The sequence below is a fragment of the Candidatus Symbiopectobacterium sp. NZEC135 genome, from assembly GCF_025962695.1.
Window position 1 is genome coordinate 26,147 of sequence record NZ_JAGFPF010000008.1, and the last position, 23,102, is coordinate 49,248.

Annotated in this window: 19 protein-coding genes; 11 read left to right on the top strand and 8 right to left on the bottom strand. The window is 53.6% G+C overall.

Translation table 11 applies throughout. The features are described 5' to 3' along the window. Positions 1-222 precede the first annotated feature (222 nt). From dtnK to J5224_RS06730, 3 genes are read left to right on the top strand one after another with little or no spacing between them, the layout of a single operon-like run. Positions 223-1,533 (top strand): D-threonate kinase, encoded by a 1,311-nt coding sequence (gene dtnK / locus J5224_RS06720; RefSeq protein ID WP_264624626.1) that lies wholly within the window; start codon positions 223-225, stop codon positions 1,531-1,533. Next, complete coding sequence (locus J5224_RS06725; RefSeq protein ID WP_264624627.1) at positions 1,526-2,506, top strand: D-threonate 4-phosphate dehydrogenase; 981 nt, start codon at positions 1,526-1,528, stop codon at positions 2,504-2,506. The genes dtnK and J5224_RS06725 overlap by 8 nt, the downstream gene beginning before the upstream one ends. Before the next feature lie 20 nt (positions 2,507-2,526). Beyond that, complete coding sequence (locus J5224_RS06730; protein ID WP_264624628.1) at positions 2,527-3,342, top strand: DeoR/GlpR family DNA-binding transcription regulator; 816 nt, start codon at positions 2,527-2,529, stop codon at positions 3,340-3,342. On the opposite strand, the gene J5224_RS06735 is transcribed toward J5224_RS06730, so the two are convergent. The 3 genes from J5224_RS06735 to J5224_RS06745 all read right to left on the bottom strand — a co-directional run bounded on the left by J5224_RS06735 (position 3,339) and on the right by J5224_RS06745 (position 6,386). Then, positions 3,339-4,325 (bottom strand): hypothetical protein, encoded by a 987-nt coding sequence (locus J5224_RS06735; RefSeq protein WP_264624629.1) that lies wholly within the window; start codon positions 4,323-4,325, stop codon positions 3,339-3,341. The two genes, J5224_RS06730 and J5224_RS06735, sit on opposite strands and share 4 nt — an antisense overlap. An 81-nt stretch (positions 4,326-4,406) precedes the next feature. Then, positions 4,407-5,396 (bottom strand): LacI family DNA-binding transcriptional regulator, encoded by a 990-nt coding sequence (locus J5224_RS06740; RefSeq protein WP_264624630.1) that lies wholly within the window; start codon positions 5,394-5,396, stop codon positions 4,407-4,409. A 69-nt stretch (positions 5,397-5,465) separates the two neighbouring features. Continuing rightward, positions 5,466-6,386 carry an ROK family protein gene (locus J5224_RS06745; RefSeq protein ID WP_264624631.1) on the bottom strand — a complete coding sequence of 307 codons (921 nt, stop codon included), beginning with the start codon at positions 6,384-6,386 and terminating at the stop codon, positions 5,466-5,468. 325 nt (positions 6,387-6,711) lie between these two features. On the opposite strand from J5224_RS06745, the gene J5224_RS06750 reads away from it, so the two are divergent. From J5224_RS06750 to J5224_RS06770, 5 genes are all read left to right on the top strand, one after another. Beyond that, complete coding sequence (locus tag J5224_RS06750) at positions 6,712-9,849, top strand: alpha-mannosidase (protein WP_264624632.1); 3,138 nt, start codon at positions 6,712-6,714, stop codon at positions 9,847-9,849. A 182-nt stretch (positions 9,850-10,031) separates the two neighbouring features. After that, the gene (locus J5224_RS06755) at positions 10,032-11,318 is read left to right on the top strand and encodes an ABC transporter substrate-binding protein (protein WP_264624633.1); all 1,287 of its coding nucleotides are present in this window, start codon (positions 10,032-10,034) and stop codon (positions 11,316-11,318) included. A gap of 67 nt (positions 11,319-11,385) precedes the next feature. Further along, on the top strand, positions 11,386-12,270 hold the full coding sequence (locus J5224_RS06760) for a carbohydrate ABC transporter permease (protein WP_264624634.1): 885 nt from the start codon (positions 11,386-11,388) through the stop codon (positions 12,268-12,270). Between the two features lie 27 nt (positions 12,271-12,297). Next, a complete protein-coding gene (locus tag J5224_RS06765; RefSeq protein WP_264624635.1) occupies positions 12,298-13,137 on the top strand; it encodes a carbohydrate ABC transporter permease in 840 nt (279 codons plus the stop codon). A 91-nt stretch (positions 13,138-13,228) separates the two neighbouring features. After that, positions 13,229-14,311, top strand: coding sequence for an ABC transporter ATP-binding protein (locus tag J5224_RS06770; protein WP_264624636.1), 1,083 nt, complete (start codon positions 13,229-13,231; stop codon positions 14,309-14,311). Here the strand turns inward: J5224_RS06770 and J5224_RS06775 are convergent. Next, positions 14,308-15,900 carry an EAL domain-containing protein gene (locus tag J5224_RS06775; RefSeq protein WP_264624637.1) on the bottom strand — a complete coding sequence of 531 codons (1,593 nt, stop codon included), beginning with the start codon at positions 15,898-15,900 and terminating at the stop codon, positions 14,308-14,310. The genes J5224_RS06770 and J5224_RS06775 overlap by 4 nt on opposite strands. Positions 15,901-16,354: 454 nt before the next feature. Here J5224_RS06775 and J5224_RS06780 point away from each other — a divergent pair, with 454 nt between their 5' ends. Beyond that, positions 16,355-17,686 carry a D-serine ammonia-lyase gene (locus J5224_RS06780; RefSeq protein WP_264624638.1) on the top strand — a complete coding sequence of 444 codons (1,332 nt, stop codon included), beginning with the start codon at positions 16,355-16,357 and terminating at the stop codon, positions 17,684-17,686. A 21-nt stretch (positions 17,687-17,707) separates the two neighbouring features. Here the strand turns inward: J5224_RS06780 and J5224_RS06785 are convergent, their stop codons facing one another. The 3 genes from J5224_RS06785 to J5224_RS06795 are packed head-to-tail and all read right to left on the bottom strand — an operon-like array spanning position 17,708 to position 20,172. Next, positions 17,708-18,586 carry a metal ABC transporter substrate-binding protein gene (locus tag J5224_RS06785; RefSeq protein ID WP_264624639.1) on the bottom strand — a complete coding sequence of 293 codons (879 nt, stop codon included), beginning with the start codon at positions 18,584-18,586 and terminating at the stop codon, positions 17,708-17,710. Positions 18,587-18,616: 30 nt separating this feature from the next. Next, positions 18,617-19,468, bottom strand: coding sequence for a metal ABC transporter permease (locus J5224_RS06790; protein WP_264624640.1), 852 nt, complete (start codon positions 19,466-19,468; stop codon positions 18,617-18,619). Next, a complete protein-coding gene (locus J5224_RS06795) occupies positions 19,465-20,172 on the bottom strand; it encodes a metal ABC transporter ATP-binding protein (protein ID WP_264624724.1) in 708 nt (235 codons plus the stop codon). The genes J5224_RS06790 and J5224_RS06795 overlap by 4 nt, the downstream gene beginning before the upstream one ends. Positions 20,173-20,520: 348 nt before the next feature. Here J5224_RS06795 and J5224_RS06800 point away from each other — a divergent pair, with 348 nt between their 5' ends. Next, positions 20,521-21,567, top strand: a complete 1,047-nt coding sequence (locus J5224_RS06800; RefSeq protein WP_264624641.1) for a LacI family DNA-binding transcriptional regulator — start codon at positions 20,521-20,523, stop codon at positions 21,565-21,567. Between the two features lie 287 nt (positions 21,568-21,854). Next, positions 21,855-22,379, top strand: coding sequence for a hypothetical protein (locus tag J5224_RS06805; protein ID WP_264624642.1), 525 nt, complete (start codon positions 21,855-21,857; stop codon positions 22,377-22,379). Positions 22,380-22,482: 103 nt separating this feature from the next. On the opposite strand, the gene J5224_RS06810 is transcribed toward J5224_RS06805, so the two are convergent. Next, positions 22,483-23,025, bottom strand: coding sequence for a single-stranded DNA-binding protein (locus J5224_RS06810; protein WP_264624643.1), 543 nt, complete (start codon positions 23,023-23,025; stop codon positions 22,483-22,485). Between the last annotated feature and the right edge of the window lie 77 nt (positions 23,026-23,102).

The following is a 23,102-nucleotide window of genomic DNA, read 5'->3' on the forward strand; positions in this document are numbered from 1 at the left end:
TTTACAGTGTTCACGCAGTGAAAGTGATTTTTATCAATCAATACGTGCTTTAAGATCGTGTGTTGACGTAATGACGTCATTTTGTAGCGTAATTTATAGGCTAGATTGCTTTTAAATAATTTGATGTTGCTCACATATAATCAAATATGATTCAATATAATCATTATCAGGTAATCGAGACACAATCGTCGCTATACCGTTATCGATAAATAAGGGGTGGGTATGCCACAGCGGCAAGATGTCAGCCTGGAATTTACTGCTCACCAGGTGTTGGTCGTCGCGGATGACTTCACCGGTGCTAACGATGCCGGGGTTGGACTGGCGCTTCAGCAGGCACAGGTCAATGTGATTCTGGAGTTGGATGCATTGACGACGGGAGCCTTGCATGAGGTGACGGTCATCAATACCGACAGCCGGGCGCAGGCTGCGCAAGACGCCGCGCTGCGCGTAGTGCACGCCATCACCCGTTGGCGTGAAGCGGGCGGCAACGGATGGGTATTCAAGAAGATTGACTCCACGCTGCGCGGCAACCTCGGCGCGGAGATTGCCGCAGCCTTGACGGCCAGCGGCGCTGAAATGGCGTTGATTGCCCCCGCCGTTCCTGCGCTTGGGCGTGTCACGCGTGAGGGGAAAGTGTGGGTCAACGGAACATTGCTGACCGACACCGAATTTGCCAGCGATCCGAAAACGCCGGTGCGCAGCGCAGAAATTGCTGAACGTCTCGCTGAACAAAGTGCATTGCCCACGGCCACATTGCGTGTGAGTGAAGATAATCATTTTGCACTTGCCGAGACGCTGCTGCATTTGCGCGACGCCGGTATCAAGGGCGTGATTATTGACGCTGAGACGCCACAGACGTTGGCACTGATCGTGGCGGCAGCGCAGACGTTGCCAGTGAAACCGCTGTTGGTTGGCGCCGCCGGCCTCAGTGATGCGTTAGCTCAGGCTCTGCGCTTCACACCGCCACCACGTCCCGCGCTGCTGGCGGTGGTGGGATCGATGAGCGAAATGACGCAAAAACAGATCGCTGCGGTGAGCGCGCTATCGCAGGTGACGCTGCTTGATGTGGATGTTCGCCCTTTGCTTACGCCAGCGGGAGCCACATTGGCGCAAGACACCGCACGCGCTGCTGCCGCTGCGCTGCTGGCAGGCAGACATTGTCTGATTCGTACCTGCCGTGACGAGCAACAGCGCCACGAGATTGCGCAGCTCTGCCAGCAGCACGGCCTTAGTCGGCAGCAATTGGGCGAACGGATCAGTGATTTTCTGGGGGAAATGGCCCGTTGCACGGTGACATTGTGCCGTCCGGCTGGGCTTTATCTTTCTGGTGGCGACGTGGCGATTGCCGTGGCCGCTGCGCTCGGTGCTACCGGGTTTCATATCAAAGGACAGCTTGCGTCCTGTGTACCTTGGGGACGCTTCATCGACAGCATCGTCGGCGATATCCCTGTCATGACTAAAGCAGGCGGCTTCGGTGATGAAGCCACCTTGCATCACGTTTTACGCTTTATTGAGGAGAGAGTCAGTGAGTAAAATTATTGCAATAACCATGGGTGACCCGGCGGGTATCGGTCCTGAGATTATTATCAAATCCCTGGCAGAAGGGGAATTGTCTGGCGCATCTGCCGTGGTGGTGGGCTGCGTGCAAACGCTGCGTCGCATCCTCGCGCTGAACATTGTGCCGCAGGTTGAGCTGAATGTGATTGATGAGCCGGCTCAGGCGCGCTTTGCCCCCGGCATTATTAATATCATTGATGAGCCGCTGGCCGACCCACAAGGGCTTATCCCAGGTGTGGTGCAGGCGCAGGCAGGGGATCTGGCCTACCGCTGCATTAAAAAAGCCACTGCGCTGGCGCTGGCGGGGGAGGTTCATGCGATTGCGACGGCGCCGTTGAACAAAGAAGCGATGCACTCTGCGGGGCATATTTACCCAGGGCATACCGAACTGCTGGCGAAGCTGACCAACAGCCGGGATTACGCCATGGTGCTGTATACAGAAAAACTAAAAGTCATTCATGTGACAACGCACATTGCATTGCGCAAATTCCTGGATACCCTAAACCGCGACCGTGTAGAAACCGTAATCGGTATGGCGGATACCTTCCTGAAACGTGTGGGCTACACCAAACCGCGCATCGCTGTCGCTGGGGTTAACCCGCACGCAGGCGAGAACGGCTTGTTCGGTGATGAAGAAATCACCATTGTTGGCCCTTCCGTTGAAGCGATGAAGGCGAAAGGGTTGGACGTCTACGGTCCTTGTGCGCCGGATACCGTCTATCTGCAAGCCTATGAAGGGCACTATGACATGGTGGTGGCGATGTATCACGATCAGGGTCATATTCCGCTCAAGCTGCTGGGCTTTTATGATGGGGTGAATTTAACCGCAGGCTTGCCGTTTATTCGCACCTCGGCCGATCACGGTACGGCATTTGATATCGCCTGGACAGGTAAAGCGAAGTCTGAGAGCATGGCTATCTCGATTCAACTCGCCATGCAGCTTGCCTGACAGGGGAGTGGATTCAACTCATGGACATCGTTGTGGGGCAAACAGTGAGTGATGCTTTCCGCGTTAGCGGAGATAGAGTAAAAGGGCAGAGCCGTCTCGATCAGATTATGGATTATTTGAAAAGCCATAATCTGGTGACGGTAGACGAACTGGTTGCCGTGATCGACGCCTCGCCGGCGACGATCCGCCGCGATCTCATCAAGCTTGATGAACAAGGCGTGATCAGCCGCAGCCATGGCGGCGTCACGCTCAACCGTTTTATTCCCTCGCAGCCGACCACCAATGAGAAGCTGCATCGTAATCTGGCAGAAAAGCAGGCGATTGCCCGCTACGCGGCGTCACTGGTGCAACCGGGTGATGCCGTGGTGTTGGATGCGGGCACCACCATGCTCGAACTGGCGCGTAACCTGACGCACCTGCCGCTGCGTGTGATCACGGCGGATTTGCAGATTGCGCTGTTCTTGTCGGAATTTAAACAGATCGAAGTGACCATTATCGGTGGTCGTATTGATGACAGCAGCCAGTCTTGCATTGGCGAGCATGGTCGCCGCTTGTTGCGCAGCATTTACCCGGATATTGCCTTTATTAGCTGCAACTCCTGGAGTATGGAGAAAGGCATCACTACGCCAACCGAAGAGAAAGCCGGGGTGAAACAGGATCTGGGCATGAATGCCAGCCGCCGCGTGCTGCTGGCTGACAGCAGCAAGTACGGTGCCTATTCGCTATTTTGCGTTACGCCACTTACGGCACTGACCGACATCGTTACCGACAGTGCACTGGCTCCGGAGACGCAACAACTGCTGCACGCGCAGCCAGTGCAATTGCATTTAGTTTAAGCGCGTTGGCAATGCAGTTGGTAATCGATCGTGAGTGGTTTTTCTGGCGTAATGTTCTGGCTGGTGGCATAGCCTTGTGCAGCGATAGGATTGTCCCTGAGGCTTTTGGGGCCAAGATCCCAGGCTGAACAAACCGGTTCGACACCCAAACAGCGATTTCGCCCATTCCAGGGAGCATAGGCGCGTCCGCCATTGCTAAACCACAGCAAGCAGTGAGGAAGTGACTGCGTGTCCCAACGCAGAGTGACGCGACGCTGTTGGGTGGGATAATGAAGGCTGATGGCTGATACCGGGTTCAGTAGCTGGACTATCTCTTCTGTGGTTTCAGCCAGTGGAAGACGTTGTAGGTTCATGATACTGCCCGTTATTGTGGGTACGGCAGCCAGACTGTTGAACCGCGCCAAGGGGGCCAATTGGCTGATGCCCGGCTCAGGGGCTTGCGGATACACGATGCCACCTTGCATATTTTCTGCAGTCAAGATGACATCCCCCTCGTCATTATCAATCGGAAATATCGGGTGCAGACCGATGGGAAAACGGGATTCTTGACGAGCCTCAATAGTCAGTCGAAAACACACTTTTCCTTCGTCTTGCAACGTTATTTCACGCGTTAAGCGTGCGAGTGGAAAATCCTCAGGAAACAGGAACTGGAGTTGAATGGCGTTGTTTTTGTGAGCGGTAATCTGCCATTCACCATTAACGGGTAAACCATGTGAGGCGTGATGAAAAAAACCCATACCATCCTGTAGGCTGTGGCCGAACGGAACGGCGACCCATTCTCCCGCGAGACGCTGCATAAGCGGCGCAAGACCGGCACAGGCTGCCGCATCATCCAGCCAGGGGGCGCGATAAAGTACCTCTCGGGGCGGCAGCCCGGTGGCATTATGACGCAGTGAGGTCATAATACCGCCCGCCGTACTCAGCGTGGCGGCAAGTTGGCCATCGTGGCTGACCAAAGAGAACAGGCTGGGTTGTGAAGACATACTGTCTCCTAAGCAAAGGGAATACGACTTCTCACAATACGACTTTTCACACGACAATTTTTCACACAGCAGCGCTGTACATTACTGCTCCTCACCTGCACTTTTACGTATCACCAACTGTACGGCGAGATGCTGTGCTTCTACGCGTCGTTCGGCGTCGAGTAACAGAGTGAGCGCTTGATGGCCTAACTGTGCTTTATCGATCGCCACCGTGGTCAAAGGCGGGTGGGCCAAACGAGCAGAATCAATGTCATCGAACCCGACAATCGCCATATCTTGCGGCAGAGTAAGCCCCTGTTTTTGACAGACGCGCATCGCAATCAATGCCGCTGAATCATTATAGGCAAAAATTGCGTCAGGACGTTGCGGCAGCGCCAGCAACTCTTCCACCGCTTGCGTCAGCGCTGCCTCAGTATCCAACAAGGGAGGGGCGATTGCTTCATACTCTGGCGGCATCAGCAATTGTGCTTCGTATAGCGCCTGGCGGTAACCTTTTTCGCGTTGGCGAATACTGTAGTGGGCCAGGCTGCTTGCCAGATAAGCAATGCGTCTGCGGCCTTGCGCTATCAGATGTTGAGTTGCCAGATAGCCGCCTTGCACATTATCCGGGTTGACGCTGGGCAAATCAGGTGCCCAAAGGTCTACCAAGGCAAGCGGCAGTTGCATCTTGCGCAGCACGGCGAGCAGTTCTGGTTCGAAGAAACCGGCACACAGCAAGGCGTCTGGTTCGTGCAGTCTCACCTGCTCCTCGACAGGATCCATTGGACCGAGTGCAAGAAAACTCAGGGCTATGCCTTCCTGACGACATGCGTTTTCAACACCGAGTAACAGCGGGGAATAGAAGGATAACGCACTGGTGATGTTGTGCTGACGGTGTAACAGAAATAGGACTCGACGAATTTTGTCTGTACGCAACCGAGTAAAATCATAACCCTGTTGTTGGGCGATAGAGAGAATGCGCTGCCTCGTCTCTTCTTTTAGCCCCGGTTGCCCTTTAAGGGCCCGGGACACTGCTCCCGTGGAAACTCCGGATGCGGCGGCGATATCTCTGATCCTGATCCGCTTGGTCATGCGTTACCTTACGCTGCGTATAAAAATGAATTCCGTGATGATTGCGTCATGGTATCACAATGCTTCATCCTACGGCATGGGGCAACCTGCTTTTGCTCCGAGCCAGGCGGCACCTCGAACACCGCTGCTGTCACCGTATCTGGCTTGTACTATCGGTGTGGTAAAAGTATTGCTAAACACATAGCGAGCAATACGATCGCCAAGATCGGTGTAAATAGCCTCGCTATTTGACAGTCCACCGCCCAGCACGATCACGTCTGGATCAACCAGATTGACGACGCTGGCCAATGCGCGAGCCAATTGATCCTGATAACGCTGGAAGTAAGCCAGGGCATCGTTTTCCTTGAACGCTACCGCGTCCATAATCTCTTTGGCGCTCAGCGCGGTACCATAAAACTGGTTGTAACGTTGAGCCAGACCGGTACCGGATACAAACGATTCGATGCAGTTGCTCTGTCCACAATAGCAAGTGACTGACGGGCCGTCATACTCTGGCGTATAGCGTGGTAGCGCATTGTGACCTAGCTCACCTGCACAGCGATTGCGGCCATCCAGCACACGCTGATGAATGGCGATACCGCCACCGCAACCGGTGCCAAGAATGACACCGAACACGGTATCGTAGCTTCGACCTGCGCCGTCGATAGCCTCAGAGAGTGTGAAACAGTTGGCATCGTTGCTAATGGCAATAGGTTGCTTAAGGTGCGCTTCCAACATCTCGGGTAAGGGTTGTTGGTTAATCACCAGAATGTTGGAGTTCTTGATACACCGGTTACTGGCTTCTACGGTGCCGGGTAGACAGATACCAATGGTAAACGGCTGCTGTAAGGCATCTCGCACCTGTTCAATCACCTCACACAGACGGTGAAAGAAGGCGGCATAGCTCTGTTTTTCCGTGGCGTAGCGCTGTAGATAGACGACCTCTCCTGCTGTGTTCAGCACCACGGCCTCGATTTTAGACCCACCAATATCAATGCCCAAGCTCAACATGATGTTCCGCTCCTGTGCCGCCCGCTAGCGACAGCGACGCGCCATAAATCAGAGGCGCTATAAATTGTAATTTTCGATTAGGGTACGTTTTTTGTTTACTAAACTCAATTGATGTTTTGGAGCGTTATGCGTTTATGTTAGACTTTAAATCATTATTAATCATGGTGTTATATTTTTTTCTTGTAATGTGGTGTGAAAAAATAACGCCATATTGTGAATCACATCACGGATGTTTAATTAAAAAATTCATTTTGTTTACTAAAAAAATAGTGAGTGTTATTACATAGGAGCCGCATTTATCCCCTATGATTACAGTGAGCACGTTATGTTTTTTACCGAGGAAAAGTTAAGCCAGCGTTTGGACGAAGTAGCCCAATACCGATTGCGACAGGTTCAATCGGTGCAGCAGGCGGAAATTTGCTTTGATCGTGAAGGAAAAAACGGTGCTTACCCACCGGGAAAAGACGCTGACTGGCAGCCCTGCCAGCAGGGATTCCGCTGGCAGGAGCGGGATATTTATGCCTGGCTGAAATTACGTGTGGCGTTGCCACAGATGGGCCCACAACATACTGTCGTCGGGCAGTTTGATTTTGGCCTGGGTGTGCAACGACCTGACTTTGAAGCACTGTTATATATTGACGGTCTGCCGTTTCATGGCATCGACCAAAACCATGCACAGGTCGTTTTCCCCGAGGCGTATCAGGGGAAAACCATCGAACTCTGTTTCCGTCTCTGGTCGGGGATCCTTGAAGGCAAGGTTCGTAAACATTTTCAGGCATTTCATGTCGGAAATGGGTTTGAAAAGGCCCAATTTGCCGTGCTGGATAAACCGACTGACACGCTCTATTACACCACGTTGGCCATCTTGCAAACGCTGGCGTTGTTGCCAGAAAACGATCCCTGGCGTGTGACGCTGTTGACCGCGACTGATGCTGCTTACCGTCTGATTGATTGGCGAGATCCCGGCAGTGACAATTTTTACTGCTCTATTGCCGATGCTTCCGCTCGGTTGGAGCGTGACTATGCACAACCGAATAAATCACATCCGGTAACGGTGCACTGTGTCGGGCATACGCACATCGATGTCGCCTTTTTATGGCAACTCAAGCATACGCGTGAAAAATGCGCCCGTTCTTTCTCCACGGTGCTGCGCTTGATGGAACGCTATCCGGAATACACCTTCTTCCAGTCTCAGCCCCAGTTGTATGACTACATTAAACAGGATTACCCCGACCTTTATCGTCAAATAAAACAGCGCATCAAAGAAGGGCGCTGGGAAGTAGACGGAGCGATGTGGGTTGAAGCGGATTGTAACTTACCGTCGGGTGAATCTTTTGTGCGTCAGATTCTGCTGGGCAGTCGCTTTATGCAGGAGGAGTTTGGCGTCACCCCACACTGTCTGTGGCTGCCGGACGTTTTCGGTTATTCGTGGGCACTGCCGCAGATTCTGAAGAAAAGCGGTATCCGCTACTTCATGACAACCAAGATAAGTTGGAATGAATTCAATAAGATGCCACACGACACATTTACCTGGCGCGGCATTGATGGTAGCGAAGTGTTGGCACACTTCATCACCACGCCGGAGGCTGGTCACCCTCGTTATACCTATAACGGCATGGTGAATGCTGAATCGGTACAAGGCATTTGGGACAACTATAAAGACAAACCGCTCAATCAGGAATTGCTGCTGGCCTACGGTTACGGCGACGGTGGCGGCGGCCCAACGGAAGAGATGCTGGAACTGTTGCGCCGATTTGAAAAAATGCCTGCACTCCCGCAGATCCAAATGGGGCGCGTAGATGATTATTTTACGCGTCTTGATGCGCGCTTGCAGGCCAGTGATGAGTATCAACATACCTGGGACGGCGAACTCTATTTTGAGAGCCACCGAGGGACTTACACCAGTCAGGCTCAGGTGAAGAAAGCGAACCGCCAGGCGGAGTTACGCTACCGCCGCGCAGAGTGGGTGCAGGTGCTGAGCGCCTTAACCGATGGCGGTTGGTCACAGTACTGTGCTGACGCCTTAACGCAAGGCTGGAAAATTCTACTGCGCAATCAGTTCCACGACATCATTCCCGGTTCTTCCATTGCTGAGGTGTACCGCGATGCTGAACAGGAATATCAAGCGGCTGACGACATTGTTACTGATGTGCTGAATGCCAGTTGGCAGCAACTGGTTGTACCGAGATCGGATGCGGTTAGCATCGTCAACAGTGGCTCCTGGTCACGTGAAGAGATGGCCTTTATTCCCGGTGCCAGTGACGTAGCCTGGCAAGATGCTCAAGGGCACCGGCTATTATCCCAGTCCGTGGCGGGCGGGAGTCTGGTGCAGGTAAACAAACTCCCTTCGCTGTCAGGAACGACGATCTTCGCTGCGCCGTTGGAAACGAATGTTGAAGATAATACTCCGTTTGTGCTCGGTGAACATCAGTTGGAAACGCCGTACTACCTGATTGTTTGGAATGAACAGGGCCATTTGACGCGCATTTACGACCGACAGTATCAACGTGAAGTGTTGGCAGACCATGGCAACGTATTGACGGTGTATGAAGATAAACCGTTGAAATATGACGCTTGGGATATTGAGATTTTCTACTTCCAGAAACAGCGTCCGGTAACCGAGTTGAAATCAGTACGCGTTGTTGAACAGGGGGCGTTACGTTGCACCATTGAATTTGTGTGGCGTTATCATCATAGCCGCGTGGTACAGCAGATGCAGGTTTATAGCCAATTGCGCCGTATCGATTTCCATACCCGCGTCGACTGGCAAGATTTTAATCAACTGCTTAAGGTCGTTTTCCCAGTAGCGGTACGTGCTACAGAGGCTACCTATGACGTCCAGTTTGGTAATGTCAAACGCCCTACCACCTGGAACACCACTTGGGATGCTGCACGCTTTGAAAGCGTGGCACACCAGTGGGCCGATCTCTCGGAGTACGGCTACGGCGTCAGCCTGTTGAATGACTGCAAGTACGGTCATGCTATCAAGGATAACGTGATGCAACTGACCTTGATCAAATCAGCCGTCAGCCCGGATGCCCATGCCGATCGTGGCGAACATGAGTTTACCTATGCGTTGCTGCCACATGCCGGAGACTGGCGTGATGCTGCCGTAGCGCAGCAGGCCTTTGCGCTTAATGAACCGTTGCAGGTGTTGCCAGGAGAGTGGCGTGAGTCGGCGAACGGTGTGATTCGCTGTGATCATCCTTTTATTGCGTTGGATGCGATTAAAAAAGCGGAACAGAGCGAGTGGGTTATCGTTCGACTGCATGAGTTTGCGGGGGGCCGGCAGCACGTCACGTTGGAGAGCCGGTTACCGATTCGTGAGTGGGTGGAGTGCGACCTATTAGAGGTGCCGGAAAGCGATAAAACACCGCAGCAAGGGCCGCTGGTGTTAACGTTCGCACCTTATGAAATCAAAACAGTTGCGATCTCTTTTTCCAACACCGATGCGGTGAAGTGAGGGAAGAAAATGACATATCGATCTCAATCACAAATCGCGATCTGTTCAATTTACTCTGTTGATTTTTTGTTTACTATAAATTCACTTGTTTAGTAATCATTTGATGCGGGTCGGTATCGCCATAAAGAATCACTCTTTATGCGTCTGACACCAGGGCCATCCGAAAACGAGGAACAACCATAATGAAAAGAGTCGCCAAGGTCGTTGCGACGGCACTGCTGGCAGGAAGTTCGCTGGCGGCGCACGCGGACGAAACGCTGAATGTCTGGATTCGGGCCAACAATAATGCCCGTGTCATCTATGAGCAGGAAGCCGCAACGTTCGAAAAGAATACGGGCATCAAAGTGACCTATTTCAGTGCCAGTACCGATTTCGAACAGCGTCTGGCTCGTGCTGCGGTGGGCAATACCCTCCCGGATCTGATCATCAATGATGCGGCTTACATGGGGCAACTGATCCAACTGAGCGTGGTTGATGCTATCGATCCAGCACAACTGAGCAACGGTAAAGACCTGCAGCCTGTTGCGCTAAACAGTCTGAAGTACAGTGATGGTAAATATTACGGTATCCCAACCTCCGTGCAGGCTTCTGCGCTTTATATTCGCAAAGATTGGCGCGAAAAACTCGGGCTGCCGCAGCCAAAAACCTGGGAGGATCTAAAAGCACTGGCCCAAGCCTTTACTGAAAAAGATCCCGATGGCAACGGCAAAAACGACACTTACGGTTTTGGTATGCCGGGTTCTGCCACACGTGGCTATACCAGTTGGATTCTCTCTTCCTTTATCTGGCAGGCGGGGGGCGAATTCGTCCATCGTGAAGGGGAGACGTTTAAAGCCTCTCTGGATGATAAAGGCGTGGTCGATGCCGTGACCTTTATGCGTGGCATGGTGTGTGACAAAGTGGTTCAACCCGGTGCTATCAATGCGGTGACCTCCGATATCTCCAATGCGTTCCGTTCAGGGCAAGTGGGGATGGTGCTTTCTGGTCCGTACAGCATGCCGGTGTTTTCTGACGAACCGGGGCCGGACAAATTTGAGGTGGTTAAACCGCCGCGCGGCCCGGTCAGCAGTGCCAGCCTGGCGGAAGGTGAGGCTATCTTCCTGGTGAAAAACAGCAAGCAAAAAGCGCAGGCGCTGAAATTCATCGACTTCTTTATCTCGCCGGAAGGGCAGAAAATTGGTACTGCGGTGGGCACACCGAATGAACCTATCGTCCGGTTACCCGTGAATAAAACGGTGGATGCTAATGCCATCTATCAGGATCCGCGCTGGGGCGTATTTGCCGAGCAGTACGCTTCCGATGGACACTATGTGCCAGCTGTGCCTAACTGGACGCCGATCCGTCAGGTCACCGCTGATGGTTTCAACAAAATCCTCTCTAATTGCCAATCCGATATTTCGGCTGAGCTGAAACAGCTTAATCAGAAAGTGAATATTGAACTGGGCAAACAAAAAGTATTAGCGAAATAAGCAATTCCATCCCATCGCGTCCACCTGCTGTTGGCGGCCGCGATGGCGATGCATTCAGGCGGTGAATATGAGTATCCTTTCCCCACGTACCAAACGCTGGTTAACGCCCTGGCTGTTCTTGGCACCGGCATTGATCGTTTTTACCTGGTTTAAGTTCATCCCAATGGTGCAGGGCATGGTGATGAGTTTTTATCAGATCAACTTTGGTCAGCCCGATGACTGGGTTGGTCTGACGAACTTTTCACGCATATTAAGCGATGGTGATCTCCACGATGCCACGCTTAACACACTGCTTAACGTGGTGGTGACCGCGCTGGCGTCCGCGTTTATTGCGTTCTTTATCGCCATTGCTCTCGAAGGGCCAGCACGGCATTTGCGTTTTATCCGTACCGCGATTTTTCTGCCCGCAATTACCAGTGCGGCTATCGTGGCGGAAATGTGGAAAATCATGTTCAACCCGACGCCCAACGGCGTGATTAACCACATGTTGTCATGGTTTAGCATTGATGCGCAGGGCTTTCTCACCGATCCGAATCAGGCGATGCCGATGGTGATGCTGCTGCAAATCTGGAAAGCCGTCCCGTACAACATGGTGATCTTTATTGCCGGGCTCGCCACCATCAACCGCGAACTGTATGACGCAGCCAACGTTGACGGTGCCAGTCGCTGGAATCGTCTGCGCTATGTGACGTTGCCGGGTCTGATTCCTGCCATGTCGGTGATCATTATGCTGTCCTTTATTCGCGGTTTTCGCGTGTTCGCCGAAATCTACGCCTCTACCGGTGGCGGACCGTCTGGCTCGACAGAAGTGGTCATGACGCAAATTTATAAGGCCGGATTCGTTCAGTTTGATTACGGCTATGCCTCGGCGGTGTCGTTTGTGCTGTTCATCTTTACCGTGTTGCTGACGCTGGTTCATTTTGCCGTCAAGAAACGCTACGTGAAGTATTAATTTGAAAGGCACCAGAGGTATTAGCAGATGAAAATGAAACTGTGGGATCGTATCGGCTGCGGCATTATTTATGCGGCGGTACTGATTGTTTTCGTGGGGCCGTTTATCGGTATCGTCATGACCGCGTTCAGTGGTGTCACGGTGAAACCGGGAGAGCTGGTGCTGTGGCCCTCACATTTTACCCTGGAGAACTTCCGCCGCGCCTGGTTTGAGGTTGGGGTATGGAAATTTTTGTTCAACTCGCTGGTGGTGGTCGCGTTTGGCTTGATCTTACAAGTCGGGGTGAGCGCGCTGGCGGCCTATGCGCTGTCACGTAAAAAGTTTCGCGGCGCATCCGTTGTCGGGCTGATTATCCTGTCTACGATGATGCTGCCGGAAGAAGTGATCGCCATTCCGTTGTACGTGATTATCAACTGGAAGTTACCGCTGCTGGATGCGTCGATTGCCAACAGCTACATGGGCATGATCTTGCCGATCGTTGGTTGGGCATTCTCGATTTTCGTGTTGAGTGAATTTATGTCTGCCATTCCCAAAGATCTGGAAGATGCAGCGCGCGTTGACGGGGCATCCGAATGGCAAATTTTCTGGAATGTGATTCTGCCGTTGGTGCGTCCCGCACTGGGGACGGTGGTGATTTTTGGCTTCATCATGATTTGGGATCAGTACCTGCTGCCGTTGATCGTGGTGAACCAGGAGAGCATGTACACCATTCAGGTGATGTTGCGTGTACTCAGCTCCGATGAAAACAGTTCACCTAACGTATTTATCGCCATCACCCTGCTGGCCATGTTGCCGAGTGCCATTGTCTATCTGGGACTGCAAAAATATTTCAACCGCGGGCTGATGTCCGGTGCGGTAAAAGGGTGATTTCCCGTTGGGTTGCGGCGTGCAGGCAGTACGCCGCCGGTTGTCTCTGGCGGCAGTCATGCGCGCCCTGTGAAGTAGACTGAGGATTATTATGGGTTCTGTCATTCTTAAAAACGTCAGCAAATCTTTTGATAGCACGAAAATTATTCGCGATGTGTCACTTGAGATCCCTGACGGGACGTTCTGTGTGCTGGTCGGCCCCAGCGGTTGTGGTAAATCCACCTTGTTGCGCTTGATAGCAGGGCTGGAGGAGGTGAGCTCGGGTGAGGTTCACATCAACGGCCTGGATGTGACCGAGCAGGAGCCCAAATTGCGCGATATCGCTATGGTGTTCCAAAGCTACGCGCTCTATCCGCAGATGACGGTGCGGGAAAACATGGGCTTTGCGCTCAAATTGGCGAAGATGCCGAAAAAAGAGATTCACCAGAAAGTGGATGACGTTGCCGTTCTGCTTGGGCTGGAAAAATTGCTCGATCGTCTGCCGAAGGAACTGTCTGGCGGTCAACGCCAGCGTGTGGCGATGGGACGCGCGATTGTGCGCAACCCTCAGGTGTTTTTGTTCGATGAACCACTCTCCAATCTGGATGCCAAGCTGCGTACTCAGGTCCGGGCCGAAATTCGTGAGTTGCACCAGCGTTTACACACCACGTCGGTCTACGTCACCCACGATCAGATTGAAGCCATGACCATGGGCGAAATGATAGTCGTGTTGCGCGATGGGGTGATTGAACAGGTAGGGTCGCCACTCGAACTGTACGATCGTCCAGCCAACCGGTTTGTGGCCGGATTTATTGGCTCGCCCGAGATCAACCAATTGTCTGGCTGGGCGGTTGAACACGAGGGAAAATGTGTGCTGCAACTGGATGAGCACACCCTGATGCCTGTGCCGCAAGATGTCACGGTAACAGTGGGTCAACAGATCGTCTATGCCGTGCGCCCTGAACACTTTGAATGGGTAGAAGAGGGCGGAGACACCATCGCCGCCACGGTTGAAACCGTGGAAAATACCGGCAGTGACCTGCATGTTTTTTGCTTGTTGAGCGATCGCCGTCGCATTACTGTCAGCCAGAAAACACGCTTGGCGTTGCACGCGGGCGATCGGGTTTATCTACGGCCCAAAGCCAATACGGTTCACGTCTTCGATCAAGCCAGTGGCAAACGCCTTAATGCCTAAACGTCTGCCCGCCTGTTTTCTTCAATGGGTGGGCAGCGGTACTGTTCAGGTGCGACAAACTGATCGATGCTCGACGGTCGGCCAAAATACCACCCTTGCACAATCGCATTCGGGCAGTGTCGCGCGACATAAGCGGCCTGCTCCTGCGTTTCCACCCCTTCGACCACGATGCTGGCATCCAGTTTTTGCACCAGTGAGAACAGCACATCCGTGAAGGCGGCGTTGACGGAATCCGTGCCAATGGCGCCCACAAAAATCTTATCTATCTTCACCAGATTGAATGAGAAGCGGCTCAGGTAATCCAGATTTGAATAGCCGGTGCCGAAGTCATCCAGCGCGATTTTATGCCCTTGCTGCTGCAACGATTGCAGCGCAACCTCCAGCACCTGCGGCGATGCGGTAGAACGCTCCGTCAGTTCTAAAATCACCCGCTCGCGCATCACCCCATTGCGCTCGCACTCACGCTGCAAAAAGCGGTGGTAGTCGGGAGAGATGATGTCGCTAACCGCGAGGTTGATGCTGAGCGTAAAGGACGATGGCTGTGTCAGATAGGGCCGCATCTCCCGAATCGCACAGCGGGTGATGGCACGGGTTAACTCATCGATCATGTCGTTTTCTTCAGCGATGCGCACGAACACTTCTGGCGAAATTTCCTCACCTGCGCCGTTGCGCCAGCGCGCCAAGGCTTCAACGCCAATCAGCGAGCGTGTGGTAAGGCTGACCAGTGGCTGGTAGTGGGCACGCAGTTGATCGTTCTTCAGCGCCCGTTCCAGTTGGCAGGGCAGGGAGCGCCGCTTTTCACGGTAAAGTGAGTAACACAGCGTGAAACTGCCGCCCAACGCCGCCCCCATCAGAATGATGCCCGCTATTACATACCACGGGCGATATATCACACCCGCATCTTCAAACTGCGCCAGCACACAGATATCAAAGCTGTTTGAGCAGGTGAAAAAATGGCGTGTGCCCAGGGTGAGCCAGCCATTTTTTAATCTGCTTAAGTCTTCTTTACGGGGGAGTGTCAGGGAACCGAAGGTTTGGTAGGGATGGTCGAGATTTTTATTGATTAAGGTGGCACTGTATCCCTGCGGAGGTTGTGAATAGCGGCGAAAGGCAACCGAAGCGGTGATTGTCGCAACCCCTCCGCTGCTGGCAATATCGGCGGTGATCCTGGGATCGACCAGCCTTTCCATGGCGGTCCACAGCTGTGTGCCCGTCGGGGTGGTCAGATCGGGCGGCAACAGCGCGATAGGGGGATTCAGCCTTCCCCATCCCGCAGAGCAGATCAGGCGATCGTTTTCGATGCGACCTACGTCACGCAGATTAAGCGCGTAAAAGGACAGCAGGCGTAGTTCGCGCAGGTCGGCATCAGAGCAGGGTACATTGCCCAGTAACAGTATGCGATGCATTGTGTCCTGGCTCTCTTGTGCGACGGCAACCCCTTGCGCCAATACTTCTTGCGCGTAGCTTACCAAACGCTTTTGCTCTGACTGTGCAATAAAGGATTGACCAATGAACAGCGCCAGTACCGCGCTGAGCAACATGAAAATGATTAATCTGAACCATAATCCGGCGTTGTTGGAGGATAGCATCGTTATTATCCAATCAGTGGTGATGAACATAACTCGGCATGTGGATTCAGATATCGCATCCTTGCCAATCTGGTGAAGTTATCGGCCATATCTACCGTGGCTTGAGAAAAGGTGTTTCAGTTTGCCGCATGACGCAATGTTTAACCTGTATGTGTTGAACCGGTTGCAAGATAACGCAGTGGGGAGGGGCTATAAGCCACTGAATACCGTCTCTGAATCCTGCCATGCTATCGACGCTGCTGAGAATGATAATTATAAATGCCGATTATCAATCAGGGTAATTTTTTAATTAATATAACTTACTTGAAGTGTTAGGTTTTTTATACAGATATCCGTACCGACATCATGCATTGGTACATTTTTTGGCAACGCAGGTGTTGCCAACGCAGGTGATCCCGATTGGGATTCGGCGTATGGTTGGCGAAGCATTAGGCGAAAGAGAGACAGGGATACCATGGTTGATATTCACATCAAAACGTTGATTGAGCGCGATCCGCTCATGGCCAGCTTGGTTGCGCTGCGTGAGGTGACCTGGTTTAACCCGGAGAGCACCACGCTTGCCGAAGGGTTGCCCTACGTTGGGCTTGGGCTCGCGGATGTGCAGGCGGCGGATGCGCGCTTACGCCGTTTTGCTCCCTATCTCCGCCAGGTTTTTCCCGCGTTGGCGGCGAGTGAAGGCATCATTGAATCCGATATGGTTGACATCGCCGCGATGCAAACCGCACTGGATGTTCGATACGGCAAGGCATTGCCTGGGAAACTGTGGCTGAAAAAAGACAGCCACCTGCCAATTTCCGGCTCGATCAAGGCGCGCGGCGGTATCTATGAAGTGCTGGTGCACGCGGAACACTTGGCGTTACAGGCGGGGTTGATTAGCGCCTCGGATGACTATTGCCAACTGGCGAACGAAGACGCGCGGCACTTTTTTAGCCAATACCGCATTGCCGTGGGGTCGACCGGCAATCTCGGTATGTCGATCGGGATTATGGGGGCGATTCTGGGCTTCAAGGTTTCGGTACATATGTCGGCGGATGCGCGCCAATGGAAAAAGGACAGATTGCGCGCACACGGCGTTGATGTCGTGGAATATCAACAGGATTACGGCGTTGCCGTTGAACAAGGGCGCAAAGCGGCGCAGGACGACCCCTACTGCTTTTTTATTGATGACGAGAACTCTCGCTCGCTGTTTCTGGGTTATGCGGTTGCCGGTGACCGACTCAAAGCCCAGTTTGCTGAACGCGGCATGGTGGTAGATGCGGAGCATCCCCTGTTCGTCTATCTCCCGTGCGGCGTGGGTGGGGGGCCGGGTGGGGTGGCGTTCGGTCTGAAACTGGCGTTTGGCGATCACGTGCACTGTATTTTTGCTGAGCCGACGCACTCGCCCTGTATGTTGCTGGGCGTGTATACCGGCTTGCACGACGGCATTGCAGTGCAGGATTTGGGCATCGATAACCTGACCGCTGCCGATGGATTGGCGGTGGGGCGTCCATCCGGTTTTGTCGGGCGTGCCATGGCGCGACTGATTGACGGTTATTACACCCTAAGCGACGACGAAATGTATCGGTTGCTGGTGATGCTGGCGCAAACGCAAGCGCTCTGTCTGGAGCCCTCGGCGTTGGCCGGAATGGCCGGGCCGTGGCGCGTGGCAGGCAACGCGGAATACCTGTCGCGTTTGTCGTTATCCGCGTCGGCGATGCAACAGGCAACGCATCTGGTGTGGGCCACGGGCGGTGGCATGGTGCCGGACGCGGAGATGCAGAAATATCTGGCGCAAGGGACGAAATAGCCCGTACGCCAGATGCCCTGTTTACTTCATGCTGGCGGCAAGGGTGTCCACATTGTGTTTGAATGCAGCGGTGTAGCTGGCGGCCGGGCCGGTGCTGTCGGTTAACGCTTCCGGGTAGAGTTCACCGCCCGGCTGCGCGCCGCTGGCGTTAGCAATCTGTTTCACCAAACGCGGATCGGTCTGGTTTTCGATAAAGTAGCTGACGATCTTCTCTTGTTTGATCTGACGAATAAGCGCAGCAACCTGTTTGCTGCTGGCCTCTGCTTCCGTTGAATAACCTAGCGGTGCCAGAAAGGTCACGCCATAAGCCTGGCTGAAATAGCCAAACGCATCGTGGCTGGTGAGTACTTTGCGTTTTTCTGGCGCAATGGCGGCAAAGGTTTTCTTGGCATAATCATCCAGTGCCTGAAGTTGCTGAATATAGGCTTTTCCCTGCTGGCGAAAATAGTCAGCATCCTGCGGTGCCGCGCTGGCTAACGCATCGATGATATTCTGCGCGTAGATAACGCCATTCGCCGCGCTGTTCCAGGCGTGCGGATCGGTCTGGGTTTTTCCCTCTTCTTCCATCGACAGCGTGTGGATGCCCTGCGAGGCAGTGACCACTTTCCCTTGATAACCGGAAGCGGATACCAGACGCGTTAACCAGCCCTCCAGGCCCAGTCCGTTAACCACAACCAGATCCGCGCTCGCCAGCGTTTTGCTGTCTTGCGGCGAGGGTTCGAATTCATGGGGATCGCCGTTGGGCTTGACCAAATCGGTGACGACGATGCGATCGCCACCAATGTGGCTGACCATATCGCCTAAAACGGAAAAGCTCGCGACAACCTGCAACGGTTTTGCCATTGCAAACGTGCTGAATAACAGGCTGGAAAGTGCCAGTGCGATAACAGGATGTTTCATGATGTCCTCATTGATGACATGTGGATGATATTAGCGGCGCAGGCGAAGCATGCCGCCCTCAGCGCCGAAAGCGACCGAGAACGCGAAAAACAGCGTGGCGGTCAGGATGATGGCAGGCCCGGCGGGCAGTGAGGTATAGTAGGACCACTGCAGGCCGATAAGGCTGGATGCGATGCCCACCAACACCGAAACGGCCAGCATGACGGGCAAGCGCGTTGTCCAGAAACGGGCGCAGGTCGCGGGTAGCATCATCATACCGACCGTCATCAGCGTGCCCAGCAGTTGAAACCCCGCCACCAGATTGAGCACCACCAGCGCGAGAAATAACGCGTGGATCAGCGTTCTCCCTCGCGGTGAGGCGAGCTGCATAAAGGTGGCATCAAACGACTCGATCACCAACGCACGATAGAGCCACGCCAACAGCAGTATCGAGACTGAACAGATCAGGCCGATATCGATCAGTGCGCCGCGATCGACCGCCAAAATCGATCCAAACAGCACGTGGAGCAGATCGACGCTGGAACCGCGCAGTGACACTAACGTTACGCCGAGCGCCAGCGAACCCAGATAGAGTCCGGCGAAGCTGGCGTCCTCTTTTAACGCTGTCTTACGACTGACAAAACCGGAAAGCAGCGCCACTGTCAGCCCAGCAATAAACCCACCGGTCCCCATTGCCAACAGCGACATGCCGGAGAGCAGATACCCGATGGCAACGCCTGGCAATACCGCGTGCGACAGCGCATCGCCGATCAAACTCATGCGGCGTAGCAACAAAAAGCAACCCAGCGGCGTGGCACTGAGTGTGAGCGCGATACACCCGACCAGCGCGCGCCGCATAAACCCGAACTCCACCAGCGGTGAAAGGAGACTTATTGTCATCATACGACCGCCCTGATCCGCGCCTGTGCGCCGTGGGACACGGAGCGCGCTGAGGCGAATATATCGTGGGTTGCCCCCCAGCGATGGCCTGCGGTGCTGAGTTGTAGCACCAGCGGAAAATGGCGTTCGACAATGTCACGATCGTGCAGCACCGCCAGAACGGTACATCCTTGCTGGTGACGTTGGTGGATCAAGGCCAGCAGAGCCTGCGTTGTTTCGGCATCTACACCGGTAAACGGCTCATCCAGCAGCAGCACCGGTGCGTCCATCAACAGCAAGCGGGCAAACAGGACTCGCTGGAGCTGGCCTCCCGACAAATGGCCGATAGGGCGGGTGGCGAACGCGATCATCGCGACCGCCTCCAGCGCGGCATACGCATTGCGCCGCCAGATACTCGTGAGCCCACCGAACAGGCCGCGCTGCGGCAGGCTGCCCATCAACACCAAATCCATGACGCTCAACGGAAACTGGCGATCGAATTCTGACAGCTGTGGCAAATAGCCAATGCGCGGCAGTGTGTTGCCATCGTGCGCCAGCGAGCCTGCCAAGGGAGGAATCAGTCCGGCAAGGGTTTTTAACAGTGTCGATTTGCCACTGCCGTTTTCACCGACGATGGCCGTCAGTGAACCCGCGCTGAAGCTGCCGCTCAGCGTGCCAAGCGGTGAAGCTGCGGTGTAGCCGAAAGTAAGGTTGTGCAGCGCGATCATGGTAGCGATACCGCCCAGGCGACCAGCGCCCACAACAACGCCAACAGTGCCAGTGCGATGCTGATACGCGCCCAGGCGGAAAGAGAATAGAAGCTCACTCGTGAGTGCCATACAGAGAGAAATTAATTGTTATGTTATAATATAACAATTAAAACGCCAACAGAAAGGCGTAAGAGAATGTGACATGGCGGCTTTGGCCCTTGTCAGCGTGCAAATGTTCTTGTGGTTGTTATTGCGTTAACCCTCAACAGTGTAGAGATAAACGGTAGGAAAGGGGGCTGATGCGTTGAGTGCTTTTTTGCTAAAACCGTCTATCGTGAGCCTCGCAAACACAGGGATGAAGGAACAATGGCAACATTAAAGGATATAGCGGAGTGTGCAGGCGTCTCTATCAGTACAGTTTCTCGTGTATTAAATGGTACTGCGCCGATCAGTGCCAAAGTCAAACAGCAGATACTGGCGATTGCCGCTGAACAAGGCTACCCGCTGCATAAACTGGCGAAACCGGTGGCCGAAGCCTTGGATCCCTTGCGCCATGTTCTGTTGGCAGCGCCACGTAACCTGATGCTGGAAAGTGATTACAATCTGGTTTCCCTGTCATTGATCAATGCCCTTAAAACCTTGTGCGTACAGCGTAATATCCGACTGCGTCCATTTCCCTCGGATCATGATGCCATAACGGAAGATCAAATGAGCGCATCGCTGCAAGGTATGCGGCAGAGTGGCATTGTGATCGTCAATGACGAGCGTATCCCCTTGTTGCAGGCGGTGGTGAAAAGTGGAATACCTGCCGTGCTGATCAACGGTGAAGATCCCGCGATGCGTTTAAACCGTGTTACCCCCGCTAACCATGCCGCCGCAGCCTGTGCCGTTCGCCATCTGATAGAACACGGACATCGGCGAATTCTGCATTTAACCTGGTCGTCTTGCTCCACCATTAAACAACGGGAGCGCGGCTACCGTGATGCCTTGCTGGAGGCAGGGATTGCCGTCGATGAGTCGCTGATTCTTGCTTTGCCTGATTTTCATCCCCTCACTGCGCGCGACGCCATGCTGTGCTGGCTTTCCGCACATCCTGACCGCCTTGGCGTGACCGCGATTTTTTGCGCGGCGGACAATCAGGCGGTGGGCGTGGTGGATGCGCTGGCACAGCGTGGGATTCGCGTTCCAGATGATATGTCGTTGGTGGGCATGGATAATATTTTGCCACTGGATATGCTGCCGGTATCACTGACCACGGTGCACATGCCGCTTGATGCAGTTGCCAGAGCCGCACTGCAATTATTAACCCAGCAATTGGTTCCCGCACAGTCGCTGGGGGTGACGCAGCATGTTGAATTGGCGGGACATTTGGTGGTGCGAGAATCGGTAAAGTGCCTCAGCGCACTCCCTTGATTGCCGACTAAAATCGTGCAGTGGTGGCCTCGACCAGTACGCTAACCAGCTCGCCGCGCTCTAGCTACTGAATACCTTTATCAACATGATGTTGGGCTCTCCCGCTTGCGCGAATAATGCAAAAAGCAGCAAAAGCACAGGTAGCAGAGCGGGAAACACAGCACGCGTTGCGATAATCGATTCAGACGCCGGACGGGGCCCTGATAGCGAACTGTAAATGGAAGATTATCCGTCGATCACCTTATAGCATTTCCGCTGAATTTAATAACGCAAGGGTATCAGCGGTAATGATAAGTATCTCGACAGCAAACAGTAATCAAACCAGTGCGGCCAATAGAGAAATTACAACCAGCGCCAAAACGGTCCGTATGAAGGATATCCTGGGATTGAGAAAGGCCGTGAAATACGTTGAAAATCAGGTGACGACGTTTAATCGCAATTTGCGAAATCCGACACTCTGGCAGCGTCCTAGTGCAAACAGTCTTATGCAGGTGTTAACCGATATAGATACGGTAAGCGCGCGTGTAAAGCAGCTGACAGGTAAAATAGAAACCTCTTCTTACCCACATCATGCATCAAAAATGGCCAACCTGGAAAATATCAAGGCAACCATTGATACGTTGAGTAAAAGAGCCTGTGCCAGCTTTAATCGGTCACAAAAAAACATGCAAGTGATGCGCGAACGAGAAGATCAATATCTGGAAGATCGCGCTCAGAGTGCGAGAGTACGCTCTGAGCGTCGGCAGTATGCTAATGGAATGATTAATTCGGGAAGGGGCGATGAGCTGTATAACGGGGGAATGGTGAAATAGCGGATGGTGGTTGGTGTCGTGCCATTATGAATATTTCAACATGAATCCTTCAACCATAACGTCCTGCTAAAGCAGGGCGTTATGGTTTTGCTGAACCAACAACTTAGAACGGAATATCGTCGTCAAAGTCCATCGGAGGTTCATTGCCGCCAGGCATCGGCGCATTGTTCTGTTGGCGCGGTGCTTGCTGTGCGCCGCCGCTGAAGGCTTGACCACCCTGAGGCTGCTGCGGTTGTCCCCAGCCACCCTGCGGTGCGTTGTTGCCTGCGTTGCCGCCTGCCGGTGCACCACCGCCTTGGCGACCGCCCAGCATCTGCATGGAGCCAGAAATGTCTACCACCACTTCCGTGGTGTAACGATCCTGCCCACCCTGATCCTGCCATTTACGCGTGCGCAGTTGACCTTCAACATACACCTGTGAGCCTTTGCGCAGGTATTCTCCAGCTACTTCAGCCAGCTTTCCGTACAGGGTAACGCGGTGCCATTCGGTGCGCTCTTTCTGCTCGCCGGTCTGCTTGTCGCGCCAGGTATCTGACGTGGCCAGAGTCAGGTTAGCAACGGCACCACCGTTCGGCAGATAACGGACTTCCGGGTCTTGCCCCAGATTCCCGACAAGAATCACTTTATTAACGCCTCTGCTGGCCATGCTTGTGTCTCCTGATGAGTCAATACGTAAAGTCTAAGCCAGAAATCATAACATGCCAGCACTGTGCTGAGTACCCG

Bases quoted from the DNA above. Each gene is read 5' to 3' on its own strand.
- J5224_RS06810 (WP_264624643.1), bottom strand. From the start codon at position 23,025: ATGGCCAGCAGAGGCGTTAATAAAGTGATTCTTGTCGGGAATCTGGGG.
- J5224_RS06730 (WP_264624628.1), top strand. From the start codon at position 2,527: ATGGACATCGTTGTGGGGCAAACAGTGAGTGATGCTTTCCGCGTTAGC.
- J5224_RS06780 (WP_264624638.1), top strand. From the start codon at position 16,355: ATGGTTGATATTCACATCAAAACGTTGATTGAGCGCGATCCGCTCATG.
- J5224_RS06755 (WP_264624633.1), top strand. From the start codon at position 10,032: ATGAAAAGAGTCGCCAAGGTCGTTGCGACGGCACTGCTGGCAGGAAGT.
- J5224_RS06785 (WP_264624639.1), bottom strand. From the start codon at position 18,586: ATGAAACATCCTGTTATCGCACTGGCACTTTCCAGCCTGTTATTCAGC.
- J5224_RS06795 (WP_264624724.1), bottom strand. From the start codon at position 20,172: ATGATCGCGCTGCACAACCTTACTTTCGGCTACACCGCAGCTTCACCG.
- J5224_RS06750 (WP_264624632.1), top strand. From the start codon at position 6,712: ATGTTTTTTACCGAGGAAAAGTTAAGCCAGCGTTTGGACGAAGTAGCC.
- J5224_RS06775 (WP_264624637.1), bottom strand. From the start codon at position 15,900: ATGCTATCCTCCAACAACGCCGGATTATGGTTCAGATTAATCATTTTC.
- J5224_RS06765 (WP_264624635.1), top strand. From the start codon at position 12,298: ATGAAAATGAAACTGTGGGATCGTATCGGCTGCGGCATTATTTATGCG.
- J5224_RS06800 (WP_264624641.1), top strand. From the start codon at position 20,521: ATGGCAACATTAAAGGATATAGCGGAGTGTGCAGGCGTCTCTATCAGT.
- J5224_RS06740 (WP_264624630.1), bottom strand. From the start codon at position 5,396: ATGACCAAGCGGATCAGGATCAGAGATATCGCCGCCGCATCCGGAGTT.
- J5224_RS06805 (WP_264624642.1), top strand. From the start codon at position 21,855: ATGATAAGTATCTCGACAGCAAACAGTAATCAAACCAGTGCGGCCAAT.
- dtnK (WP_264624626.1), top strand. From the start codon at position 223: ATGCCACAGCGGCAAGATGTCAGCCTGGAATTTACTGCTCACCAGGTG.
- J5224_RS06770 (WP_264624636.1), top strand. From the start codon at position 13,229: ATGGGTTCTGTCATTCTTAAAAACGTCAGCAAATCTTTTGATAGCACG.
- J5224_RS06760 (WP_264624634.1), top strand. From the start codon at position 11,386: ATGAGTATCCTTTCCCCACGTACCAAACGCTGGTTAACGCCCTGGCTG.
- J5224_RS06745 (WP_264624631.1), bottom strand. From the start codon at position 6,386: ATGTTGAGCTTGGGCATTGATATTGGTGGGTCTAAAATCGAGGCCGTG.
- J5224_RS06790 (WP_264624640.1), bottom strand. From the start codon at position 19,468: ATGATGACAATAAGTCTCCTTTCACCGCTGGTGGAGTTCGGGTTTATG.
- J5224_RS06735 (WP_264624629.1), bottom strand. From the start codon at position 4,325: ATGTCTTCACAACCCAGCCTGTTCTCTTTGGTCAGCCACGATGGCCAA.